General features: G+C 68.6%; 18 protein-coding genes and 1 pseudogene. 9 read left to right on the forward strand and 10 right to left on the reverse strand.

Features of this window, described 5'->3' with window-relative positions:
• Window positions 1-431 precede the first annotated feature (431 nt).
• The 4 genes from OG519_RS34095 to OG519_RS34110 are packed head-to-tail and all read left to right on the forward strand — an operon-like array spanning window position 432 to window position 2,437.
• On the forward strand, window positions 432-1,190 hold the full coding sequence (locus OG519_RS34095) for a hypothetical protein (protein ID WP_405577108.1): 759 nt from the start codon (window positions 432-434) through the stop codon (window positions 1,188-1,190).
• Entirely contained in the window at window positions 1,099-2,010 is a 912-nt protein-coding gene (locus OG519_RS34100; protein ID WP_405577106.1) for a hypothetical protein, read from the forward strand. The genes OG519_RS34095 and OG519_RS34100 overlap by 92 nt, the downstream gene beginning before the upstream one ends.
• 2 nt (window positions 2,011-2,012) lie before the next feature.
• The gene (locus tag OG519_RS34105; protein ID WP_405577104.1) at window positions 2,013-2,309 is read left to right on the forward strand and encodes a hypothetical protein; all 297 of its coding nucleotides are present in this window, start codon (window positions 2,013-2,015) and stop codon (window positions 2,307-2,309) included.
• On the forward strand, window positions 2,306-2,437 hold the full coding sequence (locus tag OG519_RS34110; protein ID WP_405577102.1) for a hypothetical protein: 132 nt from the start codon (window positions 2,306-2,308) through the stop codon (window positions 2,435-2,437). Before OG519_RS34105 ends, OG519_RS34110 begins: the two co-directional genes overlap by 4 nt.
• Window positions 2,438-2,570: 133 nt before the next feature.
• Here the strand turns inward: OG519_RS34110 and OG519_RS34115 are convergent, their stop codons facing one another.
• The 5 genes from OG519_RS34115 to OG519_RS34135 form a co-directional block, all read right to left on the reverse strand.
• Window positions 2,571-2,786: an antitoxin MazE7 gene (locus OG519_RS34115; protein WP_405577100.1), complete on the reverse strand. Its 216-nt coding sequence runs from the start codon at window positions 2,784-2,786 to the stop codon at window positions 2,571-2,573.
• Window positions 2,787-2,837: 51 nt separating this feature from the next.
• Window positions 2,838-3,929 (reverse strand): AAA family ATPase, encoded by a 1,092-nt coding sequence (locus OG519_RS34120; protein WP_405577098.1) that lies wholly within the window; start codon window positions 3,927-3,929, stop codon window positions 2,838-2,840.
• Window positions 3,926-6,316: a Mu transposase C-terminal domain-containing protein gene (locus OG519_RS34125; RefSeq protein WP_405592346.1), complete on the reverse strand. Its 2,391-nt coding sequence runs from the start codon at window positions 6,314-6,316 to the stop codon at window positions 3,926-3,928. Before OG519_RS34125 ends, OG519_RS34120 begins: the two co-directional genes overlap by 4 nt.
• A complete protein-coding gene (locus OG519_RS34130) occupies window positions 6,313-7,014 on the reverse strand; it encodes a TnsA-like heteromeric transposase endonuclease subunit (protein ID WP_405592348.1) in 702 nt (233 codons plus the stop codon). The genes OG519_RS34125 and OG519_RS34130 overlap by 4 nt, the downstream gene beginning before the upstream one ends.
• Before the next feature lie 125 nt (window positions 7,015-7,139).
• Window positions 7,140-8,093 (reverse strand): TniQ family protein, encoded by a 954-nt coding sequence (locus OG519_RS34135; protein ID WP_405592350.1) that lies wholly within the window; start codon window positions 8,091-8,093, stop codon window positions 7,140-7,142.
• Window positions 8,094-8,320: 227 nt separating this feature from the next.
• Between OG519_RS34135 and OG519_RS34140 the strand changes: the two genes are divergently transcribed.
• Window positions 8,321-10,909 carry a Helicase associated domain protein gene (locus OG519_RS34140; protein ID WP_405592352.1) on the forward strand — a complete coding sequence of 863 codons (2,589 nt, stop codon included), beginning with the start codon at window positions 8,321-8,323 and terminating at the stop codon, window positions 10,907-10,909.
• A gap of 385 nt (window positions 10,910-11,294) precedes the next feature.
• On the opposite strand, the gene OG519_RS34145 is transcribed toward OG519_RS34140, so the two are convergent.
• On the reverse strand, window positions 11,295-15,533 hold the full coding sequence (locus OG519_RS34145; RefSeq protein ID WP_405592354.1) for a hypothetical protein: 4,239 nt from the start codon (window positions 15,531-15,533) through the stop codon (window positions 11,295-11,297).
• A gap of 92 nt (window positions 15,534-15,625) precedes the next feature.
• Between OG519_RS34145 and OG519_RS34150 the strand changes: the two are divergent.
• Window positions 15,626-15,754: pseudogene (locus OG519_RS34150) on the forward strand (HAMP domain-containing protein); the annotation flags it as partial.
• A 467-nt stretch (window positions 15,755-16,221) separates the two neighbouring features.
• On the opposite strand, the gene OG519_RS34155 reads toward OG519_RS34150, so the two are convergent.
• Both OG519_RS34155 and OG519_RS34160 read right to left on the reverse strand, forming a co-directional pair.
• Window positions 16,222-16,497 (reverse strand): hypothetical protein, encoded by a 276-nt coding sequence (locus OG519_RS34155; RefSeq protein ID WP_405593221.1) that lies wholly within the window; start codon window positions 16,495-16,497, stop codon window positions 16,222-16,224.
• Window positions 16,498-16,506: 9 nt separating this feature from the next.
• Complete coding sequence (locus tag OG519_RS34160; protein WP_405592356.1) at window positions 16,507-16,800, reverse strand: hypothetical protein; 294 nt, start codon at window positions 16,798-16,800, stop codon at window positions 16,507-16,509.
• A gap of 257 nt (window positions 16,801-17,057) precedes the next feature.
• On the opposite strand from OG519_RS34160, the gene OG519_RS34165 reads away from it, so the two are divergent.
• Complete coding sequence (locus OG519_RS34165; RefSeq protein ID WP_405592358.1) at window positions 17,058-17,396, forward strand: hypothetical protein; 339 nt, start codon at window positions 17,058-17,060, stop codon at window positions 17,394-17,396.
• A gap of 214 nt (window positions 17,397-17,610) precedes the next feature.
• On the opposite strand, the gene OG519_RS34170 is transcribed toward OG519_RS34165, so the two are convergent.
• A complete protein-coding gene (locus OG519_RS34170; protein ID WP_405592360.1) occupies window positions 17,611-18,168 on the reverse strand; it encodes a hypothetical protein in 558 nt (185 codons plus the stop codon).
• A gap of 21 nt (window positions 18,169-18,189) precedes the next feature.
• The gene (locus tag OG519_RS34175; RefSeq protein WP_405592362.1) at window positions 18,190-19,128 is read right to left on the reverse strand and encodes a hypothetical protein; all 939 of its coding nucleotides are present in this window, start codon (window positions 19,126-19,128) and stop codon (window positions 18,190-18,192) included.
• Window positions 19,129-19,839: 711 nt separating this feature from the next.
• Between OG519_RS34175 and OG519_RS34180 the strand changes: the two genes are divergently transcribed.
• Both OG519_RS34180 and OG519_RS34185 read left to right on the forward strand, forming a co-directional pair.
• Window positions 19,840-23,985 carry an NACHT domain-containing protein gene (locus OG519_RS34180; protein ID WP_405592364.1) on the forward strand — a complete coding sequence of 1,382 codons (4,146 nt, stop codon included), beginning with the start codon at window positions 19,840-19,842 and terminating at the stop codon, window positions 23,983-23,985.
• Between the two features lie 34 nt (window positions 23,986-24,019).
• Window positions 24,020-24,849: DEAD/DEAH box helicase family protein (locus OG519_RS34185; protein WP_405592366.1), on the forward strand; the 830-nt coding region annotated here is incomplete at its 3' end.

Genomic DNA, 24,849 nt, shown 5'->3' on the forward strand with positions numbered 1-24,849 from the left:
CCGCCGCTGCACACCTCCGGATACTGCCGGAACGAAGCCCGTCTGCTCCAACCGGAAGGCGAAGTTCCGGGAATTGTCCCACCCTTGTCCGAGCCTTGGCCCGTAGACGTATTCCCTGCTCAGATGTCTGTCAGAGCAAGGGCAGCAGCAGTCAAGCGCCGTTGTCCTGCTCTTGTCCGGGCTGGGAGTTGCTTCCCTCACCCGGCGTGCGCCATCGTGGGACAGGACCCGGCACCTCGGACAACGCTGTGCACGGAACCCGGGCCGACGCGCATTTGGGGTGCGCCCGGCCAGGTGGGAGGCCGCACGCTGAGCGTGCGGCCTCCCACCATGAAGTCACCGGTGCTCTCCACGACTGCGGCGGTCACGGCTGTCGAGCTGGGTTTGAGCGGTTTGGGCGGAGTGTCAGACTGTTCTGGGATGATAAGGCGGTGTCCAGTTCTACTGAGCGACTCTTCCAGGACGCGGTGGCGTCCGGACTCCGCAACCGCGACACCATCGAGTTGGCGCGTCACCACTGCCTGAACATGACCTTCACTCAGTGCGGGGGGCGGGGCCTGGTCGAGGCGCAGACCGGCTTGCCGGTCAACATGCGGCAGGTGGGCTGTCTGGTCGCCCACGGGAATGCATCGTCGGGCCTCGAGTCGATCGCGACAGATTTCTACCGGGACCATTGCATCGGATGCGAGTACCGTCGGCCCACGGGGGAGGTCCCGAATCTGGCTACGCTCGTTGAGGAGCGTGACGCGGAGGCTGCGCGTGCTGCCGAGGAGCGGCAGGCGCAGACTCGAGCGCAGCGTGAGGCCTGGGCGCAGCGCACAGAGCATCGCCGCGGGCTCGTCGCGTCGTCCGACCCGGCGATGGTCGGTGCGCTCGATGACATCGCCGTGTTGGACGGCGAGCCGGGGCGGGATCGCGACGAAACAATGTACGGCGCGGCGCTGGAGCGTCTGAACGCGTTGGCGCAGCGGTCGCCGGAGATGTTCAGCGGTGAAGTTGTCGATGTGGCCCTGAGTCTTGCCGGGACGTGTGACGTCACTGCTGTGCTGACCCCACTGCGGCATCTGGCCCGGCGCCGGGCCGAGTTCGCCCCGGCCGGTGCTCGATGCGGCGCTGACCGTACTGAGACAGCGCCCCGTGGTGGATGCGGGGCGCTGCCTGGCCGACATGCCCGATCTGGCGCGTGCTGAGGACTTCGATGCAGGCGTCGTCCGTCATCTGATCTACCTTGCCGAGCCTCATACAGACCGGATCGTGGCACGCCACCGCGGCGGTGCCGGTGATGCCAGCGGTCTGCGGGTGGCGGCGGTCGTCCTGGCCTCAGTCGACGGGCAGATGATCACAGGCCCGCAGGTTCTGCGGACCGCGACCGTCTACGAACTGGGCCTGCAGGTCCAGGCAGGACCGTGGCCGCAGTGGGCGGACCGACTGGATGCCGAACTCCTCAGCCAGTTCACCGCTGGCGAGGTCGAAGCCCCCGTCTACTCCTGGCCGCGACCGCCGGACCCCCAACAGGACACCACACTGTCCGGCACCGGCACGCTGATCCTGCGGTTCTCCCTGCCCGCAGGCATGCCTGCGCCGCCCTTCCGCCTCGCCCTGCGCTGGCGCGGAACCCGAGACGGCAAACCGGCCAGCCAGATCCTGGACGTCGCGGGACACCGGGAGATCCGACTGCGCCCCTTCGATGCTTCCCGCGACTACCTGACCAGCTTCCCCGTCTTCGACGAACGGTTGCTGGCCCTGTACGAGAAGCTGCACGCGGCCCGCTACGACGAACAACACCTTCAGGCCTTCTGCCGCCTGTTCACCGCGATCTGCCGCACTGGGCTGACCATGACCTGGAACAAGCAGTACAAACGCGGCGCCAGGATCACCGAGCGCAAGTTCCACGACGACCTCTACGCCGCTCTGCAGGCCGAACCTGAGCTCGGTGGCCGCTTGGAACGCGGATCCCCCTGGCCCTGGGCTTCCTCGACGTCCGTCACGACGCCATCACCGCCGAACTGAAAGTGGAACGCACCACCGAGGTCACGCAGGAGCGGGCGCCCAAGTACATGGGCCAACCCACGCAGTACGCAGCAGGCGACGGCGCCCGGCTGTCCATTTTGTGCATCCTGGACATTAGCCCCAAAAAATCCCCCATTGGCACACCCGAGAACTACCTGTTCACCCTCACCCCAGCGCTCCATGGCCTGGACAACCCCGAAGCCCCCTCCCTGGTGGCGGTGATTGTCGTCAACGGCAACCTGCCTGCGCCGAGTTGGTGGTCCCGCCGGAAGCCGCCCCTTCAGCCCCCGGCGCCGTGACCTGTGAAGTCCCCGCTCCCGATCAGGTTCGCCTGCCCGAACGGGTGCTGGCCATGATCCGCAACGATGTCACGGAGCCGCCCGACGATCGCGCGGCCGGCGCTGTGCTGATCGACCTCACGGACTGAAGTCGTCCTGCGGGCTGCCCCAGTACGGCCGTTGGACACCGTGTTCCTGCCTCGGAGTCTTCTTCCCGACGGCGTGGGAACAAGCGGTGCCGCTCAGCAGGTTCCGGGGCGCGCCGTCCGGGAGGGGTGGTGGCTACCGGTCGCCGAAGTCCCGATCGAATGCCTGGGCGACGCCAGGCTCGCTGATGGTGCACCGGAAGGTCGTCGCAGCGGTGTCCAGCAGTTCAGCGTGTTCCGCTGCGTCCACAAGGCTGGCGAGGTACGCATGCACGGACAGCCCGCGTGCCTGGGCCGGTGATTTGAGGCGGCCTCGGGTCGCCGCGTCGATCTTGAGAGTGGTGTGCTTCATGCATCTCCGTAGTTGTCGGGGAGACCGCGCCGGATGAGGCGGCCAGTCCGGCTATTGGGGCGGCGCGTTGTCGCGGCCGATGTTGATGTCGTCGAGGAGGTCGCGGGTGATGGTTTCGGTGGCGTTGTCGATGGCTTCCTGGGCTGCTTGGCAGATGAGGTGGTTGAGGCTGTCGATGTAGCCGCCGGTGCGCTGGTGGAGGTACTCGCTGAGGGTGACCAGGCTGCCTTTGGTGTGCTTGAACAGGCGCAGGTCGTCGTCGAAGGCGCTGACGACGCTTTCCCATTCGGCGGGGTCCTTTGGGCTGTAGGGGATGCGGTTGACCCACAGGACGGGCAGTTCGCTGTCGTAGCCCGGTCGCCTGCCTGCGGCGTTGAGGGGCAGGGCGGCGCGCCGGGAGTCGTTGCGGGCGTCCTGGACGATGTCGCAGGCGCCGGTGCCGCAGTAGATGAACGTGGCCTGTGTCTGGTCCTGCAGTGCCTGGAAGTAGTCGAAGGCGGTGCGCAGTTCGGTCTCCCGGATGCGTTCGACACCGTCGATGAGGACCAGCCGCGTGCTGCTGTGCCGCATCACATGAGTGATGGCGATGGTCATGTCGGTGCTGCGGTAGTCCTCCCGGCCCCGGCCCGTGGGGCGGGTGTGGTCCAGGCCGAGGAATTCGGCGAAGGGCAGGGACCAGTGCAGGGTGTTGTCACGGTTGGCGGGGACGTTGATGTAGATCACGGGGATCCGGTCGGGGTCGGGACCGGACATCTTCTCGATCATGCCCTGGTGACCGCGGCCGATCAGTGCCAGCAAGGTGGATTTGCCCGCGCCGCGGTCGCCGTCGATCACGGCGGTGAGGGGCCGGCCGATGGTGCGGGACCGGCCTGCGCGTAGCATCCGCCGGGCGTCGAGCAGGCCCCGGCGCAGTCCCGGGGTCATGACCGGCAGCATCTCCGCGTGGTAGGACATCCGCGGGTCGCCTGGTGCGGGAACGGTGCCCATGGGGGCGCAGTCCTGCAGGTCGGGAGCGACGACGATGCGGTGGACGAACGCGTCGAAGCCCTCCCTGGTGGACAGCAGCAGGGTGTTCGGGTCCTGTGCTGTCCGGGCCTCTGCCAGAGCGCCGGGCAGCGGGCGGATCAGGTCGTTTCGGCTCATGCGCTCTCTCCGGGTTCGTCGCTGCCGCTCTCGGGAGAGGGCTGGGCGGTGTGGGGCGGGGCGGGGCGCTTCGGGCCCGGTGAGGCGAACAGGTCGGCGGCGCTGCCGCGCAGGCTGTCTGACGAGGGCAGGGACGCGCCGGCCGTGGGCGGTGCGGTGGGGGAGTCGGCGAGTTCGGCGGGGGAGTCCGGTACGAGGACCGCGACTGCGTCGGGGTCGGTGGCTGGGCTGGTGGGCGGCTGGTCGGTGCGCTGGCCTGGCAGCAGGTCGTGGGCGGCGACGTTCAGGGACGGCGCGCGGACCACGGTGGCGGGGTCGGGAGCGGGGATGCCTTCGTACGGGTTGGGCGGGGCCGTGCGCAGTTCCAGGTGGGGGCCGGTGAACACTGTGGCGGGTTTGGGCGGGGCCGTGGGGTCGGGGCCGCGGCGGGCGCGGGCCCGCAGCCGGGAGACCTCGTGGGCGATCTCCCGCTGCTGGGTGGCGTAGCCGCCGGCGGCCATGACCACGGAGGTGGCCTGCTCCCACAGATACTGCGACCAGTTGTCCCCGATCAGGCGCTGGTGGATGAACTCCGCCTCGACCCAGGTGTCGGTGCGGTGGTCCCACAGCCACACGTACCGCGGGGCGTAAGGGCTGTAGCGCACCTGCCATTTCATGCCCTGGCCGCGCAGCCCGGAGTGTTTGCCGAAGTACTGCTGCAGACCGGGGCTGTTGTAGGTGCGGTTGTCGATGCGCACGCCCTTGCGGGTGACCTTCAGGCGTTTGAACGGCAGGAGCTTGCGGTTCTCCTCGACCGTCAGCGGCATCGGCACGTGTCCCTCGGCGGCCACCAGCGTGGCGTACATCCGGTTGGGGCTGACGGTCACGCCCGGCAGGAACGGGCTGCGCAGCCCGTCGTGCGGCCGCTGCTGCCAGTGCACAGCGATCCACTCGTCGAGCAGGTCCTGCAGCTCGTTGATGTTCCACAGCGGCCCGTCGGTGACGTGCTTGCCGCGCCTTTCCAGGCTGGTGCTGGTGTAGCCGGCCACGTGCTGGCAGAACAGCTTCTTGATCGCGCTGAAGGTGCTTTCTATGATGGCCTTGTCGGTGGGGGTGCGCACCCTGGCCGGCCGCACGCTGATACCCAGCGTGGTGCACACGTCCACGAAGTGCTCGCTGTTGAAGATCTTGCCGTGGTCGACGACGATCATCTTGGGCCGGATGACCGGCCGGGCGGCCGCGCCGACCATCCGCGGGTCGCAGGCCACCAGGTCCGCATAGGGCATTTCGGAGTTGGCGGCCATCGCCCGCGGTGACCAGCCTGGCCGGCCCGGCATCGGCGCCAGTGCCTGGGCGAGCATCAGGACTGCGTCGAAGGACCTGGTGCCGCGCCCGCCCAGCCGCTTGCCGCGCGGGCCGCGGCCGGCGCTTTTGGGCACGATCATCGCGCCGACGATGGTGCGGCTGACCACGTCGATCGCCGCGGTCAGCTCGACCTGGACAGGCCGGCCGTCGTCACCGCGGACGAGGATGTCCAGGCCGGTTGAGTCGATCTGGACCTGCTCGCCCAGCATCCGGGCTGTGGTGGGCGTGAACGGGGCAGCGGGGGAGTTCGCCGCGTCCATCCGGCTGCGGACCGCCGAGGCCAGGGACTTCGCCGAGATCCCCAGCCGTTCCAGCAGCCGGTAGAACGTTGCCGGAGAGGGCATCAGCGTCTCGTGCTCATCGGGATAGCAGGTGCCTACCGCTTCCTGCAGCCGCTCGTACAGCCCCGTGCCGTATCCGGCTGATTCCCCGACACCGGCGTCGACTTCGGCCAGCAGCAGTTTGACGACCCGCTCGTCCGTTCGCCCCCAGGGGGCTCCGGGTGCGACCTCGCGGATCAGGCCAGTGATACCGCTGCTGGCGTAGGCCAGGCGCCGGCGCTCAACGGTCTTGGCAGAGGTTTTCTTCCAGCCCAAAGCGCGCAGTTCGGCGGCCTTGGAGGTATCGCGCTGGCGCCGGGTGAACATCTGAGGGTCGAAGCCGGGCCGGGACGGGGATTCCGGGTCGGCGTCGGGCAGCCGCCCGTCGATCAGCTCGATCAAGTGCCGCTCCCAGTCGCGGACCTGCCGGCGCTGGAGGTCGGTGAGCAAGTCCAGCACGCTGAGGTCCGGCAGCACGCTGGTGGGCAGGGCCTGCCCTTCCTGGTCCAGCACGGCGAAGCCTGGCGCGTCGACCACCGCTGAGACCAGCGCCCGCACGTGCTGCCCGTCCGGCTGCTCGGCGGCCAGGTGCACGGTGGTGCCCTGGAGCGCGGCGACCGTGTAGGCCGCCCCGTCCCACTGCACGCGCATCCCCGGGGACAGCCCGGTCCGCGGGCTGTCCGCTTCCACCGTGGCGGGCGCGGTGAGGGCCGGTGCGGTCACGGGTTGTCCTTTCCGGCCGCCCACACCATGGAGGTGGGCAGCATCGGTGTGTCCCAGTCAGTGATCAGCTCGCCGGTCCACAGCAGGTGCCAGGCGCGTGCCGCCGGCTGGCCGGCGGCCGCGGCACCCTCGCGCAGGGGCCGGGGTCGGGAGAATGCCTCCGCCAGGAGCGCTGCCTCCTGCGGTGTGCTGCGGTACTGCGCCATCCGGAACTGAGCGGCCCGCCTCAGCGACTCCAGACGGACCGCAGGCGGCAGTTCGGGCACGCTCATCGTCCAGTACGCGGCCTGCGCGGCCCTGTGCATGACCTCGGCCTCCACCTGCCCGTCCGGGCCCTGCTTCCACGGCCGCATCACCGCCAGGCGCTGCCCGCCGACGGTGCGGGCGAAGAACATCGGCACGATCGTGCCGTGCCGGCCGCCGAGGCTCCACTGCACCTCGGCCGGGGTCGAGGCGAAGCAGGTGATGTCCGGATCGAAGTCCAGGACCATGGCGGTATCGGTCTGTTTGAGGGTGCCGCACGGTACGAGCTTGCCGGTGGTGGCCGCCCACCAGTCGGTGCGGATACCCAGACGCCCCTGGTAGGTGTGGGCGACCGTCAGCGGCTTGTGTTCCTCTAGCGGCACACCCTGCAGGGCGTGCGGCGGCTGGGGCTGCCCGTCGGGCGCCTGGTGATAGCGCACCACCACGTCCACCATCGGCAGGCTCCTCTCGCCCGGGCCGCCGAAGGCGTGCCCGCCAGGTCCGGGCCCTTGCATGCTAGACCACGCCCTGCGCCGCGGCGGCAGGCTCCCTGCCCACGTCAGTGCGGTCCAGTGGCCCGTCAGCCGAAGGGCCGCTCGCCCGGGCTCATCATGTCCCACGGCAGGCAGGTGAGCCGGTCCACCGATGCCAGTTCCGGAATGCTCTCATGGGGGGCTGCTGGTGACGGCCGGGTCCCACGCCCACCGGCGTACTCCACCTGCACACTGTCGAGACAGTGCCTGTCCTGCCAGAGCTCTATCGCAGGACGCAACTGCGGCAGCTCGGCGAACACATGAGCACTCCAGCGCGCGTACTCCAGCGAGGTCAGCCGACCGGTCAGGCGCGGCTGCTCAACCCGGGCCATCAACCGGGCCAAGGCGATCGCCCGGGGCAGCAGGTGAATCACACGCCCGCGATCTCCGCCCAGCCGCGGCAGGACCGCGAACCTGTGTGCCAGTACCGCGAAGGCATCGGCGACCAGCGTGCGCGCGACCGGCCCGAGCCGTTGCTGCAGCCGCTGCCGCTGCTGTTCCGCGACGAGCGTCTGCGGCCACCGGTCCAGCCGGGCGAACGGCCGTGAATCATCACGCGAGTTGTCGGTCAGCCGGCCGTGCCGCACGCAGATGTTCCAGGTGTCCGGCCGCATCAACCACACCGGGCCCGCGATATTGCGGGCCGCCGCGCACAGCGCACATGCTCTGACCAGGTAGCCATCCTTCGGCTCCCAAGGCCACTTCCAGGCCGGACCGTCCTGGCCCTCGGGCAGCAACTGCTCATCGCGCAGGCTGACCAGCGCCAGCTTCAGTTCGAACACCGAACGCCCGGCCAGTGCCGCCAGCCGCGCACGTCCGGCCGCATCGACATACAGCTCGGTGTACCGCGGGTCGACCGCATGGCTCTGTCCCTGCCCCACACCGTCCAGCAGATACGTCACGCTCGTGTTGTTGCGGGCCGCCAGCCGAGTCACGTACGACCCAGTGGACTCTCCCGCCAGGAAACGCACCTGCTTCGGCAACGATCGCAAACTGTTCATACCCGGCAAAGTCGCACCTCCTCACTTGCCGTCCGGCCAGCCCCATTAGTGTGACAGTGCGTGACCTGCAGATCGACGTGCCTTCGGTCATCTCGACGCTTGCCCACGCACGCAAGAACCGGGAACGCACACCAGACCGCACCGGCCCTCCTGGCGCGCCGCCCGCCCCCGCTCAAGGGCGCAGGACACGGCGCACTGCCGTGGCCACGGGCGAAGGAGCGCCGCCGATGAGCCCGAGCCGCACCCCGCTGTGGCCCCACCAAACCGATGCAGTCCGCGCCGCCACCCGGTCCCTGAAACGTCTGCCCCGCGCCACGATCATCGCCGCCACCGGAACCGGGAAGACGAAGATCGCGATCCACGTAGCCGAATACTTCGCCCGCACCCGCTCGGGGCGCGTCCTGGTGCTCCTGCCCACCCTCGAACTGCTCGTACAGACCGCCGCCCGCTGGGCGCAGGACAGCAACATCCAGCAGATGGTCGGCGTCTGCTCCCTAAACAGCATCCCGGACCCTGCCGTCAACCGGCTCATGAGAACCCTGACCACCACCCCCGCCGATCTGGCCCGCGTGCTGGGCAACCCCGCCAAATCCGTTGTGGTCTTCAGCACCTACTCCTCGCTGGACGTGATCGCCAGAGCCCACCGCGACCACCGCCTGCCGCAGTGGACGATCGTGATCGCCGATGAAGCCCACCGCACCAGCGGAGAACTCGGCAAGGACTGGGGCGCCGTCCACCGCGACGACTGCATCCCCGCCGAGCGCCGCCTCTACATGACCGCCACCCCCCGCACCTGGAAGCTCCCCGACCCGAAGAACAAGAAGAAGAGGAGGAAAAAGAACGACGGCCAGGCCGCCCCGGCCGCCACCGCCGGTCCCGCTCCGAACCAGGAAGCCGCCGGCCCGACCGCGCCCAAGCACAAGACCGGCCAGCCCAAGAAGCTCCGCGCCATCCCGCTCGCCTCGATGGACGACGCCTCCATCTACGGCCCGACCGTCTACCAACTCGGCCTGGCAGACGCCATCGACAAGGGCATCCTGGCCGACTACCGCATCGTCGTCCCCGTCATCGACAACGACGAACTCAAAGACGTGCTGCAGACGAAAGGTCCCACCCCGCACCTCGACGGCCTGCGCCTGTCAGCCCTGCAAGTCGGCCTGCTGCGCGCGATGGCCGAACACCGCCTTCGCCGGGTCATCAGCTTCCACAGCCGCGTCGCCTACGCCAAACGCTTCGCCGAGACACTCCCCGCCACAGTGAACGACACCGCGGCCGCCACCAAGATCCGCCGACTGTGGGTGCACGCCATCCACAGCAAACAACCGGCCCGCCACCGGGCCTGGCACCTGCAGGACTTCGCCAGTGTGGCCACCGTGCGCCGCGGCATCGGCCCGCGCGACGCCGTCGACGGAGCGGTCTTGGCCAACGTCCGCGTCCTCGGCGAAGGCGTCGACGTACCCGACGCCGACGCCATCCTCTTCGCCGACCCCAAGTGCAGCCCCTCCGACATCGTGCAGTGCCTGGGCCGCGCCCTGCGCCAGCCTCCCGGCGCAGGCAAGGTCGCCACCTTGATCATCCCGGTGTACGTGAGCAGCAAGCAAACGACCCAGGAAGCCATGCAGACATCAGAGTTCCGCAGGGTGTGGGAAGTCCTCACCGGACTGCGCACGCACGACGCACGCATCTGGCGGCGCCTGTCCGGCGGCTTCGGCGGGCACCCCCCAGACCCGATAGTGCCTGCCCGCCCCGAACGGGCCGACGAGATCGTCCCGCACACCGGCACCCGCGCACACGAACCCGAAGGCACCTGGGCGGCCGGCTGGGACGCCACAATGCGCTTCGCCGAACACCACGGCCACCTCGACGTCCCCAGCGAATACACCGACCCCACCGGCTTCGCGCTCGGCCACTGGGTCGGACAGCAGCGCTCCCTGTACGCGGCTGGCACCTTGGCCCCCGCGCGAGCCGTGGCCCTGAATACCTTCAAGATCTCCTGGCCCCACCCGCCCACCAGTTTCGAGTTCCACCTCGACCACGCCATCGAATGGGCCACAGCCAACGGCACACTGGCCATCGACTCCTACACTCCCGGCGCAGACCCAGCCTTGGCCCGATGGCTGGACAGTATGCGCACCCGCGCCGAGAACGGGGACCTCCCCGCCGAGCGCCTCGCCGCCCTCAACGCCGTTGACCCCTGGTGGAATCCGCCCTGGGGACTGATCTGGCAGCGGTCCTACGTCCAGGTCATCCACCGTCTGGCGGACCAGAGCTGGGCCCCGAATACTCTTGCTGCACTGTCCCAGCAAGGCCAGGAACAATGGCTGGACCAGCAGATCGCCAACTCCTTCTACCTCAGCGCTGTGCAGTGTCGGCTGCTGGCCCAACTCGCCCGCCAGCACCCGCGGGCCCACCCCCACAGCATGCTGTTCCTGAGGCCCCTCACTCCCGGCGAGCGCTCCTTCCACCGCGGACTGACCGCAGCACGCCAGTATCTCCAGCGCGAAGGACACATAGCAGTCCCGCACAGCCACACCGAGATGCTCGACGGCCAGCCCGTCCGGCTGGGCCGCTGGCTCTACCGGCACCGCAAGAACCGCGCCCAACTCACTCCAGAACGGGCGGACGCGCTCACCGCGCTGGGCGTCGAGCTGCCGCCCGTCTTCCAGGAGCCCGACTACACAGATGCCTTCCGGGACCCGAGTAGCCGGGCATGGCCGAAGACCCGGTCCGTCCCCCCGGCGGTCTCCCGGAGCCCGTTCGATGACCCCTTTGAAAAGGTCTCGTTCAGTCAGCCGTTCACCGCAGCCACGATCTGACACGCATCCCCTATCCGCCGGCGAGCGGGCTGCCACCGCGACCGGCAACTCGGACGGCTGAACGTGCCCGGGCGCGCGCAAACCTCATCCTGGTTGGCCGGGGGAGTGTCTCACTGCGGTCAGCGCCGGGGGCCCGCATCGTCCCCGCACTGCCGAAGAGCAATCCGCTCACCCGCAACGGCCCTGCACGGCCTGAACAGCCCAGGGACTCCTCGTACATCACGGTCTTCATCGTCCGCAGCCACCTGTCCCTACCCGGCGCGTGGTCCCTCCGCGAGCCCGCCCTTCATCGCGCGACTGCGTGAACCCGCCCGCATGTCGAATCCGGCGCGCGATGCGGGGGGTCTCGCGCTTCACCGAGGGCGAACCAGGTCCAGTCGCTGGGCTATCCGGAGTTGGGCGCTGTGCCCTGCTGGCGGTGGGAACCGTGCACGGACGGCTGGGGTAGCGTGCAGTCCAGCACGAGGGCGGTAACGGTGTGTCCCTCTTGCGTGGCGACGCGGGCCTGTTCTTCGAGCAGGGTCCGAATGCCCTGCAGAGTGTGGTCTCTGGGTGCCTTGTGACGGCTGGTCCGTTTGGTGGTTGTCCATTGGGGGTCGTCGAAGAAGCCGCACAGGAAGATCCCGGCCCAGGTGGGGTGGTCGGTGAGGTAGCCGGCGGCGAGTTGCCTGGGCAGACCGTCTTGGATCTCGTCGTTCCAGCAGGGTTTTACTTCGATGACGACGGTCAGCGGTTCGAGGGTGGTGGCGTTGCCGGACAGCGCGTGGATGAGGATGTCGCCGCGGTGGGCGTCGGGAGCGGGCCGGACCTGGACCTCCCGGTTGATGACGACTTTGCGGTCGCTGAGGCTGTTGTTGAGGAAGTTGCGCAGGAAGTCACTGAACCCGTCCTCCCACAGAGGCCACCGTTCAACTGGCCTTCCCCGTACGGGTTTTGAGGCGCTCTGCTGCCACAGCAGTGTGGTCCAGCCGTTGGCGTCACGTAGTTGACGGGACAGGGACTCCAATGCCTCCAGTACGACGGACAGCAGATCGCCGGTGTTGTTGACGATGCGTCGGTCGCGGGCTGCGGCGAGAGTCCGCAGCTCTTCCCACGGCAGATCGGGGGTGATCTCGCTGAGGAGCCGGGCATGGTTCTGCTGGAGGGTGTGCAGGTGCGGTCGGTCCGGGTGTGCTGCGGCCAGGCGCCGCAGTTCGGTGGCCGCGTCCGCAGTGAGGGTGGAGGCGATGAGGTCGGGAAGCTTGCTGTGGAGCAGTCGGCGGCCTTGGGCGATGTCGCGTGGCCGGGCAGGGTCAGGGAAGTCGATCATGCCTGCGTGCGTCAGGCGGTCGTACAGCAGTCCCGCCTGAGCGGGAGTAAGCGTCTGGTAGGCGGGGGACCAGTAGGCGACCGGGGCGTGGACGAGGACACCTTGTCCGGGGCCGAGCCAGGACTCGGCGGCCTGCGCCCATGCCTGGGTGCGGGCTTCGGTGGAGGTGATGGCCTCCCATACCTGGAGGAGGTCGTCCGCGGGCCCGCACATCAGGTGCAGGTCGATGACCTGAGCCCAGGTGTTCAAGCCGGCGATGTCCTGGTCGGCCGGGGCAGTGCTGCGGGCGCGCAGCAGGTCGGTGATCTGCGCCGGGGCGCCGTGAGCGGTCAGGCCTCGCATGGCGGCGAGCCACACCCCGAAGGGCCGGGCCGGGTCGGCGAGCCAGTCAAGGAGCAGAGCGTCGGTGCGGGAATCTACCCCCCACAGCGCGGGGGCGGCCGTCTGCAGGGTCAGCGGATTCAGGCCGTCCAGTGCGCCTGGCAGCACAGCAGGCCAGGCATCGAGGGCGGCACCGGCGGCGTGGGCGAGCAGTTCGCGGCGTAGTGGTTGGAGCTTGTCGGGACAATGACTGGCGGCCAAGGCCCACGCCAGGCCCGCCCAGCGCTCGGGGGCAAGCTCGGGCAGCGTGGCCAGGGTCAGGGCGGTGGCCTCAGGAGCGGTCCCGCTCAGGGAGACCGCCACGGCACCGGCGGTGGCGGCGGTCACTACAGGCGCATGCTGCAGCGCGTACGCCGCGCACTGGGCGAGGGATTCTCGCAGGCCGCTGCCCGCGGCGGTGTAGGAAGGCGCGGTGCGCAAGTCCACCAGGTCGCTACTGGGAGCGGTTGGATTGCTCTCACCTTGCTGCAGCAGATGTGAGATGTCGCGCCACCAGGTGCGGACATCCTCCGGGTCAGTGGGACGCTTGATGGCCAGCCGGTTCAGGCTGGCCCGGATGGCGTTGCGCCGTTCGGCATGGCGCTCCTCCCGCTCGGCGGCCAGCTTCGCCTGGATGGTGGCGGGGTCCGGGCCGAACCAGCGGGTGGTCAGGTCACGCAGGACAGGGTCGACGGCACGCTGCTGCTCCAGCCGCTCGAGATCCTGCCCGTCGGTCGGACAGGGCAGGATGAGCGGGACACCGAGGGCGGACGTTTTCCCCTCGGGCTCCGAGGCGGCCGCTTCTGCCCAGAAGGCGCTGTCCTCGGCCGGGAACAGCCCCGAAGTGCCGCGGACGGCGAAGTACACGGCATGGCCGCCCACGGGCAGCAGGCCCAGCACCATGCCAGCGAGTTCTCGGCGCCAGGAGGGGGCGGCGGCCAGCAGGTTGCGAACCTCGTGCAGAATCGGGGCGTAGGCAGTGTCCGCGTCAGAGACCAGTGCGGCGAAGACCTCGGCGAGCTGCACTGGAGGCGCAGTTGTATCGCTCGCCTGCGCCGGGCGCATACGCTGCATCACCCAGCTCAGTAGGCCGAAGGCCGCCGCGGGTGAGGTGCATTCGCCGGAGAACTGCTCTAACAGCCAGGCGAGGACCGGATCGGTGTCCCCGTCGCCCAGTTGGGCCGTCATCTCCATCCACGATTGGTCCAGGTAGGACGGCGTCAGCAGCCGCAGGACCCGGGTGGTGTCGACGGCCCCCGGCCACAGCGCCATCTGCGCGGTCTGCGCCAGTTCCCCGGGCACTCGCTGCGCGGACCCGGCCGCCAGACGCTCCAGGCGCTCCACCGCAGCGGCATCCAACGCCGCGGGCATGGCCCGTACCGCTTCTGACCGTACAGTCGCCTCCAGCGCGGTGTCCTCGGCCACATCCAGGAGGGCGTCCATCGGCACGCGCTGGGGGCAGGCCCACGCGATAGCCAGGCCGACACTGAGACGTATGTACCCAGCGGTGTCATCGCCGGACGTAGGCGCTTTCAGCAGCAGACGCAGTTGCTGTTCAAGACCGTCGTGGTCCACGCGGTGCAAGGACCCGCCGAACCGCCACGGCGACAGACCGGCATTACGCACACCATCCTCGACCAGAGACTGCACCACTCTGGCTCGCACCTCAGCAGGCTGTGCGGTCAAGCCGGGTCCCAGGAGCACCTCCGGGTCGCAGGCAAGGACGTCATCCAGAAGGTCTGTGCAATCCCAGGCGACCCAGCCAGCCGCTTCCCGGTGCCGCGGATGGACATGCCGCACGGGCCCTGAACCGGCCAGAAGCAGCGAGGCGAGCGTGGGCACCAGCACCTTCCGCCGCAGCAGATACTCGGCTGCCAGAAACTCCTGGAACGCCTGATGCCCGAACTGCCAGCGGTCATCAGCCAGAGGCTTGAGCAGAGCGGTCTTCACCAGCCATTCCAGTGCCTCCGTCGTGCACGGCGCGCCGGGAGCCTCCTGGGTTCCGTCCGCCATGTCGATGAGACGTACGGCCTCCCCCCGCACGGCCACTGGATCAGCGGTCAGCAGACCGTCGTGGCAGAATTGCAAGGCTGCGGCCAGACGTTCAGCACATCGCATGAGCTGCGGGACGGTCAGGCCGGCGGGCAAGGCTCGGCCGGGTGACTGCTGGCACAGCTCCTCACAGGCCTGCCGATAGGCCTCCGCCGTACTGGTAGGCAGCGACCGCCCGGCGGCGGCCCGGTCCAGCAGCGCGATCAAGGTCCGGGGAATTCCCGCCACGGATGCCAGACCGCGCTGCTCCAACTGCTCGACGAAGCCGGCGGACACACCCGGCCTGGCCTTCGCGGCAGCGGCCACGTCGTCGCGGCTGAGCGGGGCCAGTGCGCGGACCTCGACAGCGCTGTCCGCGAAGCGCTCGCGCAGCATCTTCAGCAGCCCGGCGTTGGCGTGCTCACCTGGCCGGGTCGCCACGCGCAGCCGCACACTACTGAGATCGTCGGACCCCAGCCCGGTCAGCCACTCCTCGAGAACGTCGACCAAATAGGGGAGTACCTTGACAGCCTCGTCGAAGCTGTCCAGCCCCACGTGCCATGCCGTACCCGCAACTCCTTCGGGCCGCCGAGCCAGCTCCGCGAGCCTCTCGACCGGCTCACGAGCCCGTGCCAGGTAAGTCAGCTCCAGTCGCTGGCCCGTCGGTCCCAACTTGCCGAACTCATCACTGAGTGCCGACGACTTACCCACACCGCTGGGGCTCATGAGTACGATCACCTGACGGTCGCGCAGCGCGCTCAGCGGAGCCAGATCAACCAAGCCGGACCCAGTCCATGACGCGTGCATGGGAGAGAACCAGCCGTGCGCGTCGTAGAAGTGGCGGTCATCATCGGCTTCTTGACGCTGCGGATGAGTCAACCGGTTCCAGGCGTAATGCTGTGGTTCGCTGTCGGTGGAGGCCACACCCGCAATCTATGTGGTGGCGCGCCTTGCCGGAAAACCTGATCCCGGCGGCTGCCCTGGCTCGTCAGGCCGCTTGAGACGGCACCCCCCCGATGGGGCGCAGGCTCAGGCGGCGGCTTCCGCGCCTGGATCCCGGGGATTCCAGCGGCGGCTACACCCGCCGTGTGCCCGTCAGCTCCCGCGATGAACTGGGCGAACTGGCCGCGGATTTCAACACGATGCTGGAGAGCCTTGGCGACGAAGCCGCCCGCCGCCGCGAGTTGGCGGAAGAACACCAGCGGGAAGTGCTGGCCTGCGTGGCTCGCCTGCAGGACGCGGTGCGCCAGGCCCGCCCGGAGGCACCTGGTGGCGAGGACCGCGCCGCGCGCCTGGATCGGCTGACTCATCAACTCGACCAGACTGACCCGCGTGCTGACCGATCCGCAGCCGCAACCCTAGCGGCACACGGCCGAGCCGAGATGGTCTGCTACTCGACTTGCTCAAGGAACTCGGGGGTTGAGGGCTGGGTGTCGGCTACCGCGTGGGCACCGGAATCGGCGTCCTCGACGGTGTGCCTCGTCGATTCACAGAGTGCGGGCTGGCGGGTGTCCCACGCGTATACGCTCAAGCGACCAGCCGAGAGTGCGCCACCGCCCCGACGCTGCTGCATGCGTTGGGGCGGTGTGAATGCGGGCTCTTGGGGGCTAGGTCAGAACGGGCAGTCGCCGCTTCCGAGGATCCGGATTCGGAAGGGTGCCTGCGCTGGCGCCGGCGGCATTTCGGCCGGGTTCGGGCGAACGAAGTCGCCTTCCGAACCCGAGGGGAGCCGGAGCCGCCCGCGGTCGTGGTTGGCGATGGCGTCCCAGTCCGCTCCTGCGAGTGTGATGAGGCCGCCCCAGTCGCTGCGGTGTACGAGGTCGGTGCCGACGGCGAGTTCGGCCCCGCTGTCGAGGATGAGGGTTGCCGGCCCTCGGTACGTTTCCATTACCCGGCTCTAGAGTGTGCCGCCGTGCCAGGAACAGGTTCCCTGCCCGGTGGAGGGGGAGCTCCAGCCGTCGCGGCAGGTCGTAGACGATCCAGAGTCCTGGTCCGGTGCGCGTGAGGGAGTCTCGGTGTCGGTTTCCGTGCTGCCGACTCCAGCCCTGAGGACGACGTAGCCGGCGGCGAGGACCGCCCCGACGATTCCACCTGCGATCTTCAGCCCCGTGTGCTTCCTCTTCGCGGGCGGCAGTATGGGCGCCGCCGTGATGACGGTTGCGTCGGTCTGCTCTGGATCCTGCGTGGTCATCCGTGTCCCCCTTGGGTCGTTGTGTCGCGTCAGCCTGCCATGTTCTCGTGATCGCCGGGGCATGTCGGAGAGCTTCGTTGGTCCGCGGAGTTGGCGGGACAGTTCGACCTCGTTGTCGCACTTTTTGGTTCACACCCGGGTGAGGCTGAGCCACGCTGAAGGTGTGTATGAAGGCGACGTGCTGGTTGTCGACGGGGTGGTGTGAAGGGACCCCGGCGGCTGTCAGGCCTCCGGGGTCTTCGTGGTCACTCCGTCGCGTGTGTCTCGGTGATGGCGAGGACGTGACGCTCGCACCGGCCTTTGCCGGAAGCCGTGATGTCGGCCGAGCCGATGCCGACTGGATCGCGGGAAGCCTGCTGGTGGACGTCAAGGCCACCAAAGACCCCGGCAAGCTTCCCGCCCGGGACATCTACCAGCTCGCCGGATACGCTCTGCTGGACTACCCCGATACCCACCGCCTGGACCGTCTCGGCTGGTACCACGCACGGACCGGCTCGCTGTCCGCCTGGGACATCGGTGACTTCTTCGCGCTGCTTGGTGCCCGCGAGCCGCTCCGGACCTTGCGCAGTCGCGCTGCGGAACTACTGGCCAGATGAAGCCATGAAGGCGTGAGGAGGGTTAGGGTCTGTCGTTTCGATCTCCGCGGCGTCGCGGCGCCCGGCATGCGCACCTGCCGCGTTGTCGTCGGTCGATGACGTCTCCCGGCCTGGCAGCCGGGAGGTGCCCCCACCGCGTCGCCTCCCTCCTCCGCCTTGCATCTGCACGCACCGGACACCGCTCCTCCACCCACGGAGATCCAAACGACAGACCTTAGGTGCCGCTCCGTCGTCGCTGCGACCAGTTCGGATCGAACTGCGGTGCGGGCGCCGGTCCGGGCGCAGGATCGGTCTGGTCGCGGTCGTTGAGCCGCATCATGGCGTCGAAGAGCCACAGCATCCGCAGGAAGCGCACGATGGCCAGTGCCATCGCTGCCTCGAAGACGTACGGGATCCATCGTGGGCCTCCGGACCTGTCTAGTCCCTGAGCTGCCAGGCAGCAGATGCAGATCAGTGCTGTTGCCACCAGCAGTGACTTCCAGTTGCGGCGCAGTTCGCTCTGGTAGTGCCGGCGCGCTGCCCGCAGGCGTTCTCCGTTGCTGGAAAGGTAGATGGAGATGGCGATCGAGCTCAGGCCGCCGATGGCGGACACGACACCGGCGGCGGACCCGTACAGTGACACCCGCTGGTCTGCTGTGATCCACCTCAACCAGTCGCCGTGGCCGGTCGCCTTGATGACGGAGAAATGCACCGCCACGGGCACCAGCGCGATCACGTAGTCCCACCAGACGGCCTCCGACCAGCGCTCGACGAGAGTCCCCCCTGTGCGCACCGCACCTACCCTCTTGGCATGTCAGTCCTGGTCGGCCTCCACGGCCGCCCGCAGCTCGCCCTCGTGATCGGCTGCTACGTTCAGGATGGCATCCACCGCTGACAAGATCCGGATGGAGTTTCCCCGCTCATCGACTGCCGGAATACGCCGCTTGGCGGTGATGTGGTGCTCGGTCAGCTCCACCAGGCGGCTGCGCTCCGGCCCGTCGTGCTCGGCGAACACCAGCCGGGCACGGGCGCGGTCGGTAGCATCCGGAGCCACCGGCGCGATGTCCCGCAGATCGTCGAGGAGTGCCTGGCGGTGCTCCTCAAGGGCGCGTCCCCGCGGAACGCTGATGATCATGGTGACGTCGATGTCCCCGTATGCCTCGTGTGCGACGCGCAGGAACCGTGCCAGCCGGCCGGTGCGCTCGCCAAGCGCCTCGATGCGGTGGCCGCCGATCTTGATCTCGATGCGCTGTGCGCCCTGCGCGGTGGCCAGCCGCTCGACTTCGGCCCTGGAAAGGACCGGCCTCACCGCGAACCGGTCGCCGGTAAAGAACCGCAGCTCGTTGAGCCACGTCTCCAGGCTCTTGTGACTTGGGGCAGAAGTCGATCCCTGCATGATCCCGACGACATTTCCGAACGGGAGGAAGCAGATGGCAGAGGTGTCGACGAAGCCGCGGCTGGCGTTCTGTTCGAGCTCCTGCCACTGGCCGGTTGTCCAGTCCATGACGCTCAGCCATTCCGAGGCGTCCTTGACCCGGTGCAGCAGCAGATGGTCCTGCTCGTCGACGATGGCGGTAGAGCCGACCAGAGTGGTCTCCTTGTCGACCATACGGTCCTGCAGGGACGCCGTCGTCAATGACGCCAGTGCGCCATCCCAGTTCAGTGGAGTCATGCGTACGTGCTCACCCGCCTTCACCTTGACGATCTCGAAGAAGGCGACGGTACGTTCGCGCATGTGCCGGACAGAGGCCATGAACTCCCCTTGGTGGATCAGGGCACGTCTGCGGCAGACTGGCTGGGTCCGAAGAAGCTGTTCTGAGGCGGCGTGCAGTCGAAATGAAGTCACGACGCTAGCACCGGGGTTGACGACTGGGTCGAACACCCTTTTCCCCGAACCTGCTCTGAAGCGCGTATTGCACCGAACGCCTGATCGGTCCCCGAGTGTGCATGCGTGAAGGGGAAAAGCATTGTGGCCTGCAGGATCGGCCCTGGCGGGCAGCCGTGTTCACACAGTGCCTCCCGAGACTTGCCTGTCGCTCGGACATTGCGCCCCTATCGGCAGCCTATGGCGGAGACCGGGCATTCTCGTCCTATTGCGCCAGTGCCCCTCCTGTGTGTGCACCAGCGGCACTACGCCTCATGGGTCACGTTCCGTGTTGTAAGCGCTGTCCGGCACGTCGTGGGCGGGCAGCGGGACCATGCGGGGGGCGCTCCGCACCATGACTACCGCCTGGAGCAGGAGGCTCCCTTGCTGTTGTGTCCTCACCGCCGCGGTGAGGACACCGACCGGGCGTGTGCACCGTGCCCGAGTTGCGGAACAGCTCCATGTGGGTGTCGGATCACCGAAGCAGCACGCGCGCGGGTCGCAGTTCGTGGCTCGAGAGCAATGAGGTGCAGGGGGGCGGGGCGTATGACGGGGTGGACGGAGTTCTCGTGGCGGCGCCGGGTGATCCCGGTGGGGGAGATGCCCGGACTGGACCGCTACGGGTGGCCGTTGCTGACTGAACGCCGGGGTCGTTCTGTGGTCGGCACACTGGCAGACCAGCGGCACGTGCCGGTTCTGGTCCTGCACGGTGAGCGGGGGCTGGGCAAATCCATGGCCTTGAAGCAGGAGCAGGCGGCGCTTGCCCACGACGGTGCCTCTGCCGCCTGGGTCGATCTGGGGGCCTGCACCGACGCCGGGGAAGCGGACAGGCAGTTTGACCGGGCTTTCCTGCGTCCGCCAGGAACCCAGGGCTCGTGGTACGTCCTGCTGGATGGCCTGGATGAGGGGCTCAACGAGTTTCCGGCGCTGGACCGGAAGTTGGCCACGCACCTGGAGGGACTCGGTGCTGTCGACCGTGAGGATCTGCGGCTGCGGATCTCCTGTCGCACCGCCCGCTGGCCGGTACGCCTGGAGGACAGGCTGCGCCGCCTGTGGCCAGCGGACCAGACAGCGGTTATGAGCCTTGCCCCGCTCAGCCGTGAAGACGTGGTGATGGCCGCTGAGGCCATGGGCGTGACCGACACTGAGGAGTTCACGACCGCCCTGCGGCACCGCGGGCTCATCGCGCTGGCGACCAGCCCGATCACCCTGCGGCAACTCCTGCGCGGCTACACCGACACCGGCGCGCTGCCGCAGACTGTCGGCCAGGCCTATCGTGATGCGTGCCTGCACCTGTGCGCGGAGACACGCCGTCCCAACTCGGCGCAGCAGCTTCATGCCCAGGCGGCACCGGAGCACCTGCTCACGGTCGCCTCGCGCGTTGCGGCCGTGCTGCACTTCGGCCCGTACACCGCGTTGTCCGACCAACCGGACCGGTCCGGGGCACCGGCCGGCGACCTACACCTGTCGTCGCTGATCGGCGCCGAGCCCGGGCCTTTGGGCGGCACCATCGCGTGCACGACCAGCGAACTGCGGCAGATCACCGAGTCCGGGCTCCTCGTCCCGATAGGGGAGCTGCGGTGGACGTTCGCCCATCGCAGCTATCAGGAGTACCTGGCCGCACTCTTCCTGCGGACCCGGGCGCTGGCTCCGCCGGTTCTGCGCGAGTTGCTGTGGATCGGGAGCGGGAAGAGCAGGCACGTCCTGGAAGCACATCAGGAAGTCGCGGCCTGGCTGGCCACGGACGACGACACGGTGTTCGAGGACCTCCTGCGCGATGATCCGCTGGCGCTGCTCCAGGCCGACTTGTCCGCGCGCGGCCCCTCAGACCGCGCCCGAGCCGCTGAGGCCCTGCTCGCCCTGCTGGCGCAAGACGACACCCTGCGACTCGACCACGCCCAGTTGCACCGCCTGGACCATCCCGCTCTGCCGGACCAGCTTCGCCCCTACCTGTCGCCGACCACCGCACCTCATCTGGTTTACGCGGCGGTGAGCATCGCCCAGGCATGCCGCCTCGACCAGCTCAACGACGCCCTCCTCAACGTGGCCGAGGCCGCGGAAGATCGGCCTGCCGAAATACGCCGCGCCGCTGTCGAGACCGTCACCGCCCCCGACGCACCGCAACTGCTCCGCCTCCGGAAACTGGCCGAGACCCCCTCTCCGGAAGTGGTTGCGGCAGCCCTCGAACACCTCTATCCGGCACATCTGAGCGTGACAGAGCACCTGGCCCTGTTCCGCGATCCGGATCCGGCACACATCGGAGCGGCCTACCTGCACCGCCAGGCTGTTCCCGAGGGCCTGGCCCCAGCGACGATCATGGAAGCGGTGACGTGGGCCGGTGCGGTCGTGGGCGATCCCGACACCAGGGCCAGCCGTGCCCTGGCCCTGGGCGTCCTGGCTCGCGCGGTCACCCTGGCCGAAGACGCCTCCATTCCCGCAGACGAGATCGTGCCACTGCTCGGTAATGCCTTTCTCGGTATGGCCGCGTGCGAGGACGACCTTTACCACTACCGGCTCCAAGACCACCTCAGGGCGCTGGACACCACCCTGGCGTCGGCCGTGTGCACCAGGCGCCGCCTGGCCCTACACCTGCTCGCCACCGCCGGGCCCGGGCAATGGTTCGTCCTGCTCGGAGTCTTCAGGGCAGGGCTCCTGCCTGCGGACGACGTCCTGTACTGGATGGAGCACTGGGACCTGCTGGAAGGACTTCCCTCGCAAACGGTCCGCACGGTGGTGCGGTTCGGACCGCCGGAAGACGCCCTGGAACGACAGCGGGCAGAAACCGCTCGGGCCGCACACCCGTCCCTTGCCGAGTTCACCGCCTGGTGGGACGCGCCACCTGCCGAAACCCCCAGGCACACGCGCATCGCGGAAGAGCGCGAACACCGACGCCGACGCAACACCTACAACGAGTCAGACCTGCGCGGCGCCCTGCACGCCGCACGCACCGCTGACAGCACTGAGGTCCGCGCGGCGTGGGCCAGGGTGCTGAACCAGCTGCAGCGCACGCCGGACGGCGCCCAGCCCCGTTCCTTCGAGCCACTGCTCACCCTGGCGGACCTGGCGCCTTCCCGCCCACTAGCAGGCAGCGACCTCGGTGGTCTACTCGCCGAGGCTGCTCTGCACGTACTGCGCACGGCCCCTGTGGTGACTGTCGATGATCTCGTGGCAGACGGGGCGGACGTTTGGCGGGTCCCCGAGCTCGCAGCCTTCGCCGTTGCCGGCGATCCCTCGCAGATCTCCTGCGATCCGGACAGGTGGGGCGGCTGGGTTCTGGCCCTGGCAACCGTCCACACCCATGACCAGGCATCGCAGGACCTGAAGCGCGATCTCCTTCGGCGGTGCCCGCAGACTGCCGAGGACGGGCTTCGGAAACTCCTGCCGACGATTCTGGATGCCGTCACCGAACACACCGTCCGCAGTATCGCGCGCTCCCTCGCCCACTTCCCCAACTGCAGGCCCGCGTTGCTGTCCTGGGCCCGGAATGCCGACGTCGACCCGGAACGCTGGCATGCCGTCCTGGCCGAGCTGTCCGCCGCTGGCGACCGTGACGCCACCGACCAGCTGGCAGTCGCCTTGCGGGACGATCCCGCAGACCACGAGCCGGACACTCCCGCCAGACGGCACTGGACGCTGGCCTGCCAGACCCTCCTGCACGACAAGAACCTCGCGGTGTTCTGGTCGGACATCAGCAGCCGCCTCACCGATCCCGTCATTCTCACGGACTTCCTCCATGTAACCGCCGGGAATCCGGAGGCGGCATACGGATGGCCGTCGGCGCTTGGCCAATTGTCAGAGGACAACCTGGCCGGCCTCTACCGGCTGATCTGCGAACAGGACGATCTCGCCGCATTGCGCATCCGGCCGTGGCGTACAGGTTTCGTCGGAGGCGACGAGCGGGTCGCCGAACTCATCCAGGCTCTGCCCGAGCTCATCGCCAGGAAGGAATCCACCCAGGCGGCCGCTGTCCTGGATGACCTCGCCAGCAGCTACAGCGACGTGCCGGCCCTGCGAAGGCTCGCGCGCATCACCGGCCGCATCGCAGCCGCCTCCCTGGCCACTCCCGTCGCGGCCAAGGAACTCATCACCCTGGCCGACAACCACAGGCTCCGCCTGGTACGCGACGAACACCAACTGCTCGAGGTCGTCCTGGAATCCCTCCAAGCCCTGCAAGACGACGTTCAGGGCGACAACGGAACGGCCGTCAACCTATGGAACAGGGACACGGACCGTTTCACGGCCAGCACCAAGTGCTGGCCGTGCTGGGAAGACGATCTATGCGACGCCGTCACGGCCTTCCTCCGCCGCGACATCGGCACCCGCGGCATCATCATCAACCGCGAAGTGGAGATCAGGCGCTCGGGCCTGCCCGGGCAGCGCACCGACATCCACATCGACGCTCCCGTCTCCGACGGCAGCGACCGGCCTGCCCTGCGCTTGATCATCGAATGCAAAGGCTGCTGGAACAACGAGCTGAAGCACGCCATCCCACGCCAGCTTGTCGCCTACCTCACCCGGCCCCGGACAGCCGGCCTCCTCCTGGTCGGCTACTTCGACTGCACCCGCTGGAACCACCAGCGACGCAGCTGCCCTGTAACCGACCATAGCCTCCAGAACGTCACCGACATCCAGAAGTCCCAGGCGGCCCGGCTCAAAGACCAGTTGTCGCGACCGGTCGACGCCTTCATCCTCGACTGCCGACTCCCCGGACCAGAAAGCGACTGGCGCAAAAGTACAGCGACCTGACCGTCCAAGGGGCGCCTCACGGGATCATGTGTGTATGAGCACCTCGGCCCGCCCCGCGCCCACTGTCCGTCGGCCCGGCCCTGCCGACCGCGCCGTGCTGTTCCCGCGCCAGGCCGAGGGCGTGCAAAAGGCGGTGCGGCATCTGCGACGCCCCGGAACCCGAGCACTGCTGGTGTCGGCGACGGGTACGGGCAAGACTCTGATGTCGATCCGGGTCGCCGACACCCTGGACGCGAAGCTGGTCCTGTTCGTGGTGCCGACCCTCGACCTGGCCGTGCAAACCGCCCTGGCGTGGCGGGCCGACGGCCACCTCGAGCACATGCTGATCGTGTCGTCGATGGACGCCTCGGGTCACGATGCACTGGTCGCCCACCGCGTGGGGTCGACCAGCGACTCCCCGACCCTGGCCGGCCTGATGGCCGTGGTGGGGGAGGAGCTCGACCAGATCCCAGCACTCACGGTGATCTGCACGTACGACTCGCTGGACAAGATCGAAAAGACCAAGCACTCCCGCTTCGACCCGCCCCCGTTCGACCTGGCGATCATGGACGAGGCCCACCGGATCGCCGGCCGGGCGGACAAGAAATGGGCGATGGTCAACGATGCCACCCGCATCAAGGCGGACCGCCGCCTCTACATGACGGCGACCCCGCGATTTTTCGATGCCCCTGACCTGGCCGACTCCGCCAGCACCACCCGCCCGCGCCGCCGCTTGCCCGCGACCCGCGACGTCGATGCTCTGGCCAACAGCATGCAAAACGAGGCTGTCTACGGCAAGAAGGTCTTCGACTACCCGCTGGCCGAGGCCATCGCCGACGGCCGCGCCGCGGACTACCGCATCGTTGTCCCCACCCTCACCGACGC

It is taken from the genome of Streptomyces sp. NBC_01190, assembly GCF_045039895.1.
In the GTDB taxonomy this organism is placed as follows: Bacteria; Actinomycetota; Actinomycetes; order Streptomycetales; family Streptomycetaceae; genus Actinacidiphila.

Bases quoted from the DNA above. Each gene is read 5' to 3' on its own strand.
- OG519_RS34115 (WP_405577100.1), bottom strand. From the start codon at position 2,786: ATGAAGCACACCACTCTCAAGATCGACGCGGCGACCCGAGGCCGCCTC.
- OG519_RS34120 (WP_405577098.1), bottom strand. From the start codon at position 3,929: ATGAGCCGAAACGACCTGATCCGCCCGCTGCCCGGCGCTCTGGCAGAG.
- OG519_RS34130 (WP_405592348.1), bottom strand. From the start codon at position 7,014: ATGGTGGACGTGGTGGTGCGCTATCACCAGGCGCCCGACGGGCAGCCC.
- OG519_RS34135 (WP_405592350.1), bottom strand. From the start codon at position 8,093: ATGAACAGTTTGCGATCGTTGCCGAAGCAGGTGCGTTTCCTGGCGGGA.
- OG519_RS34140 (WP_405592352.1), top strand. From the start codon at position 8,321: ATGAGCCCGAGCCGCACCCCGCTGTGGCCCCACCAAACCGATGCAGTC.
- OG519_RS34155 (WP_405593221.1), bottom strand. From the start codon at position 16,497: ATGGAAACGTACCGAGGGCCGGCAACCCTCATCCTCGACAGCGGGGCC.
- OG519_RS34160 (WP_405592356.1), bottom strand. From the start codon at position 16,800: ATGACCACGCAGGATCCAGAGCAGACCGACGCAACCGTCATCACGGCG.
- OG519_RS34175 (WP_405592362.1), bottom strand. From the start codon at position 19,128: ATGGCCTCTGTCCGGCACATGCGCGAACGTACCGTCGCCTTCTTCGAG.
- OG519_RS34180 (WP_405592364.1), top strand. From the start codon at position 19,840: ATGCCCGGACTGGACCGCTACGGGTGGCCGTTGCTGACTGAACGCCGG.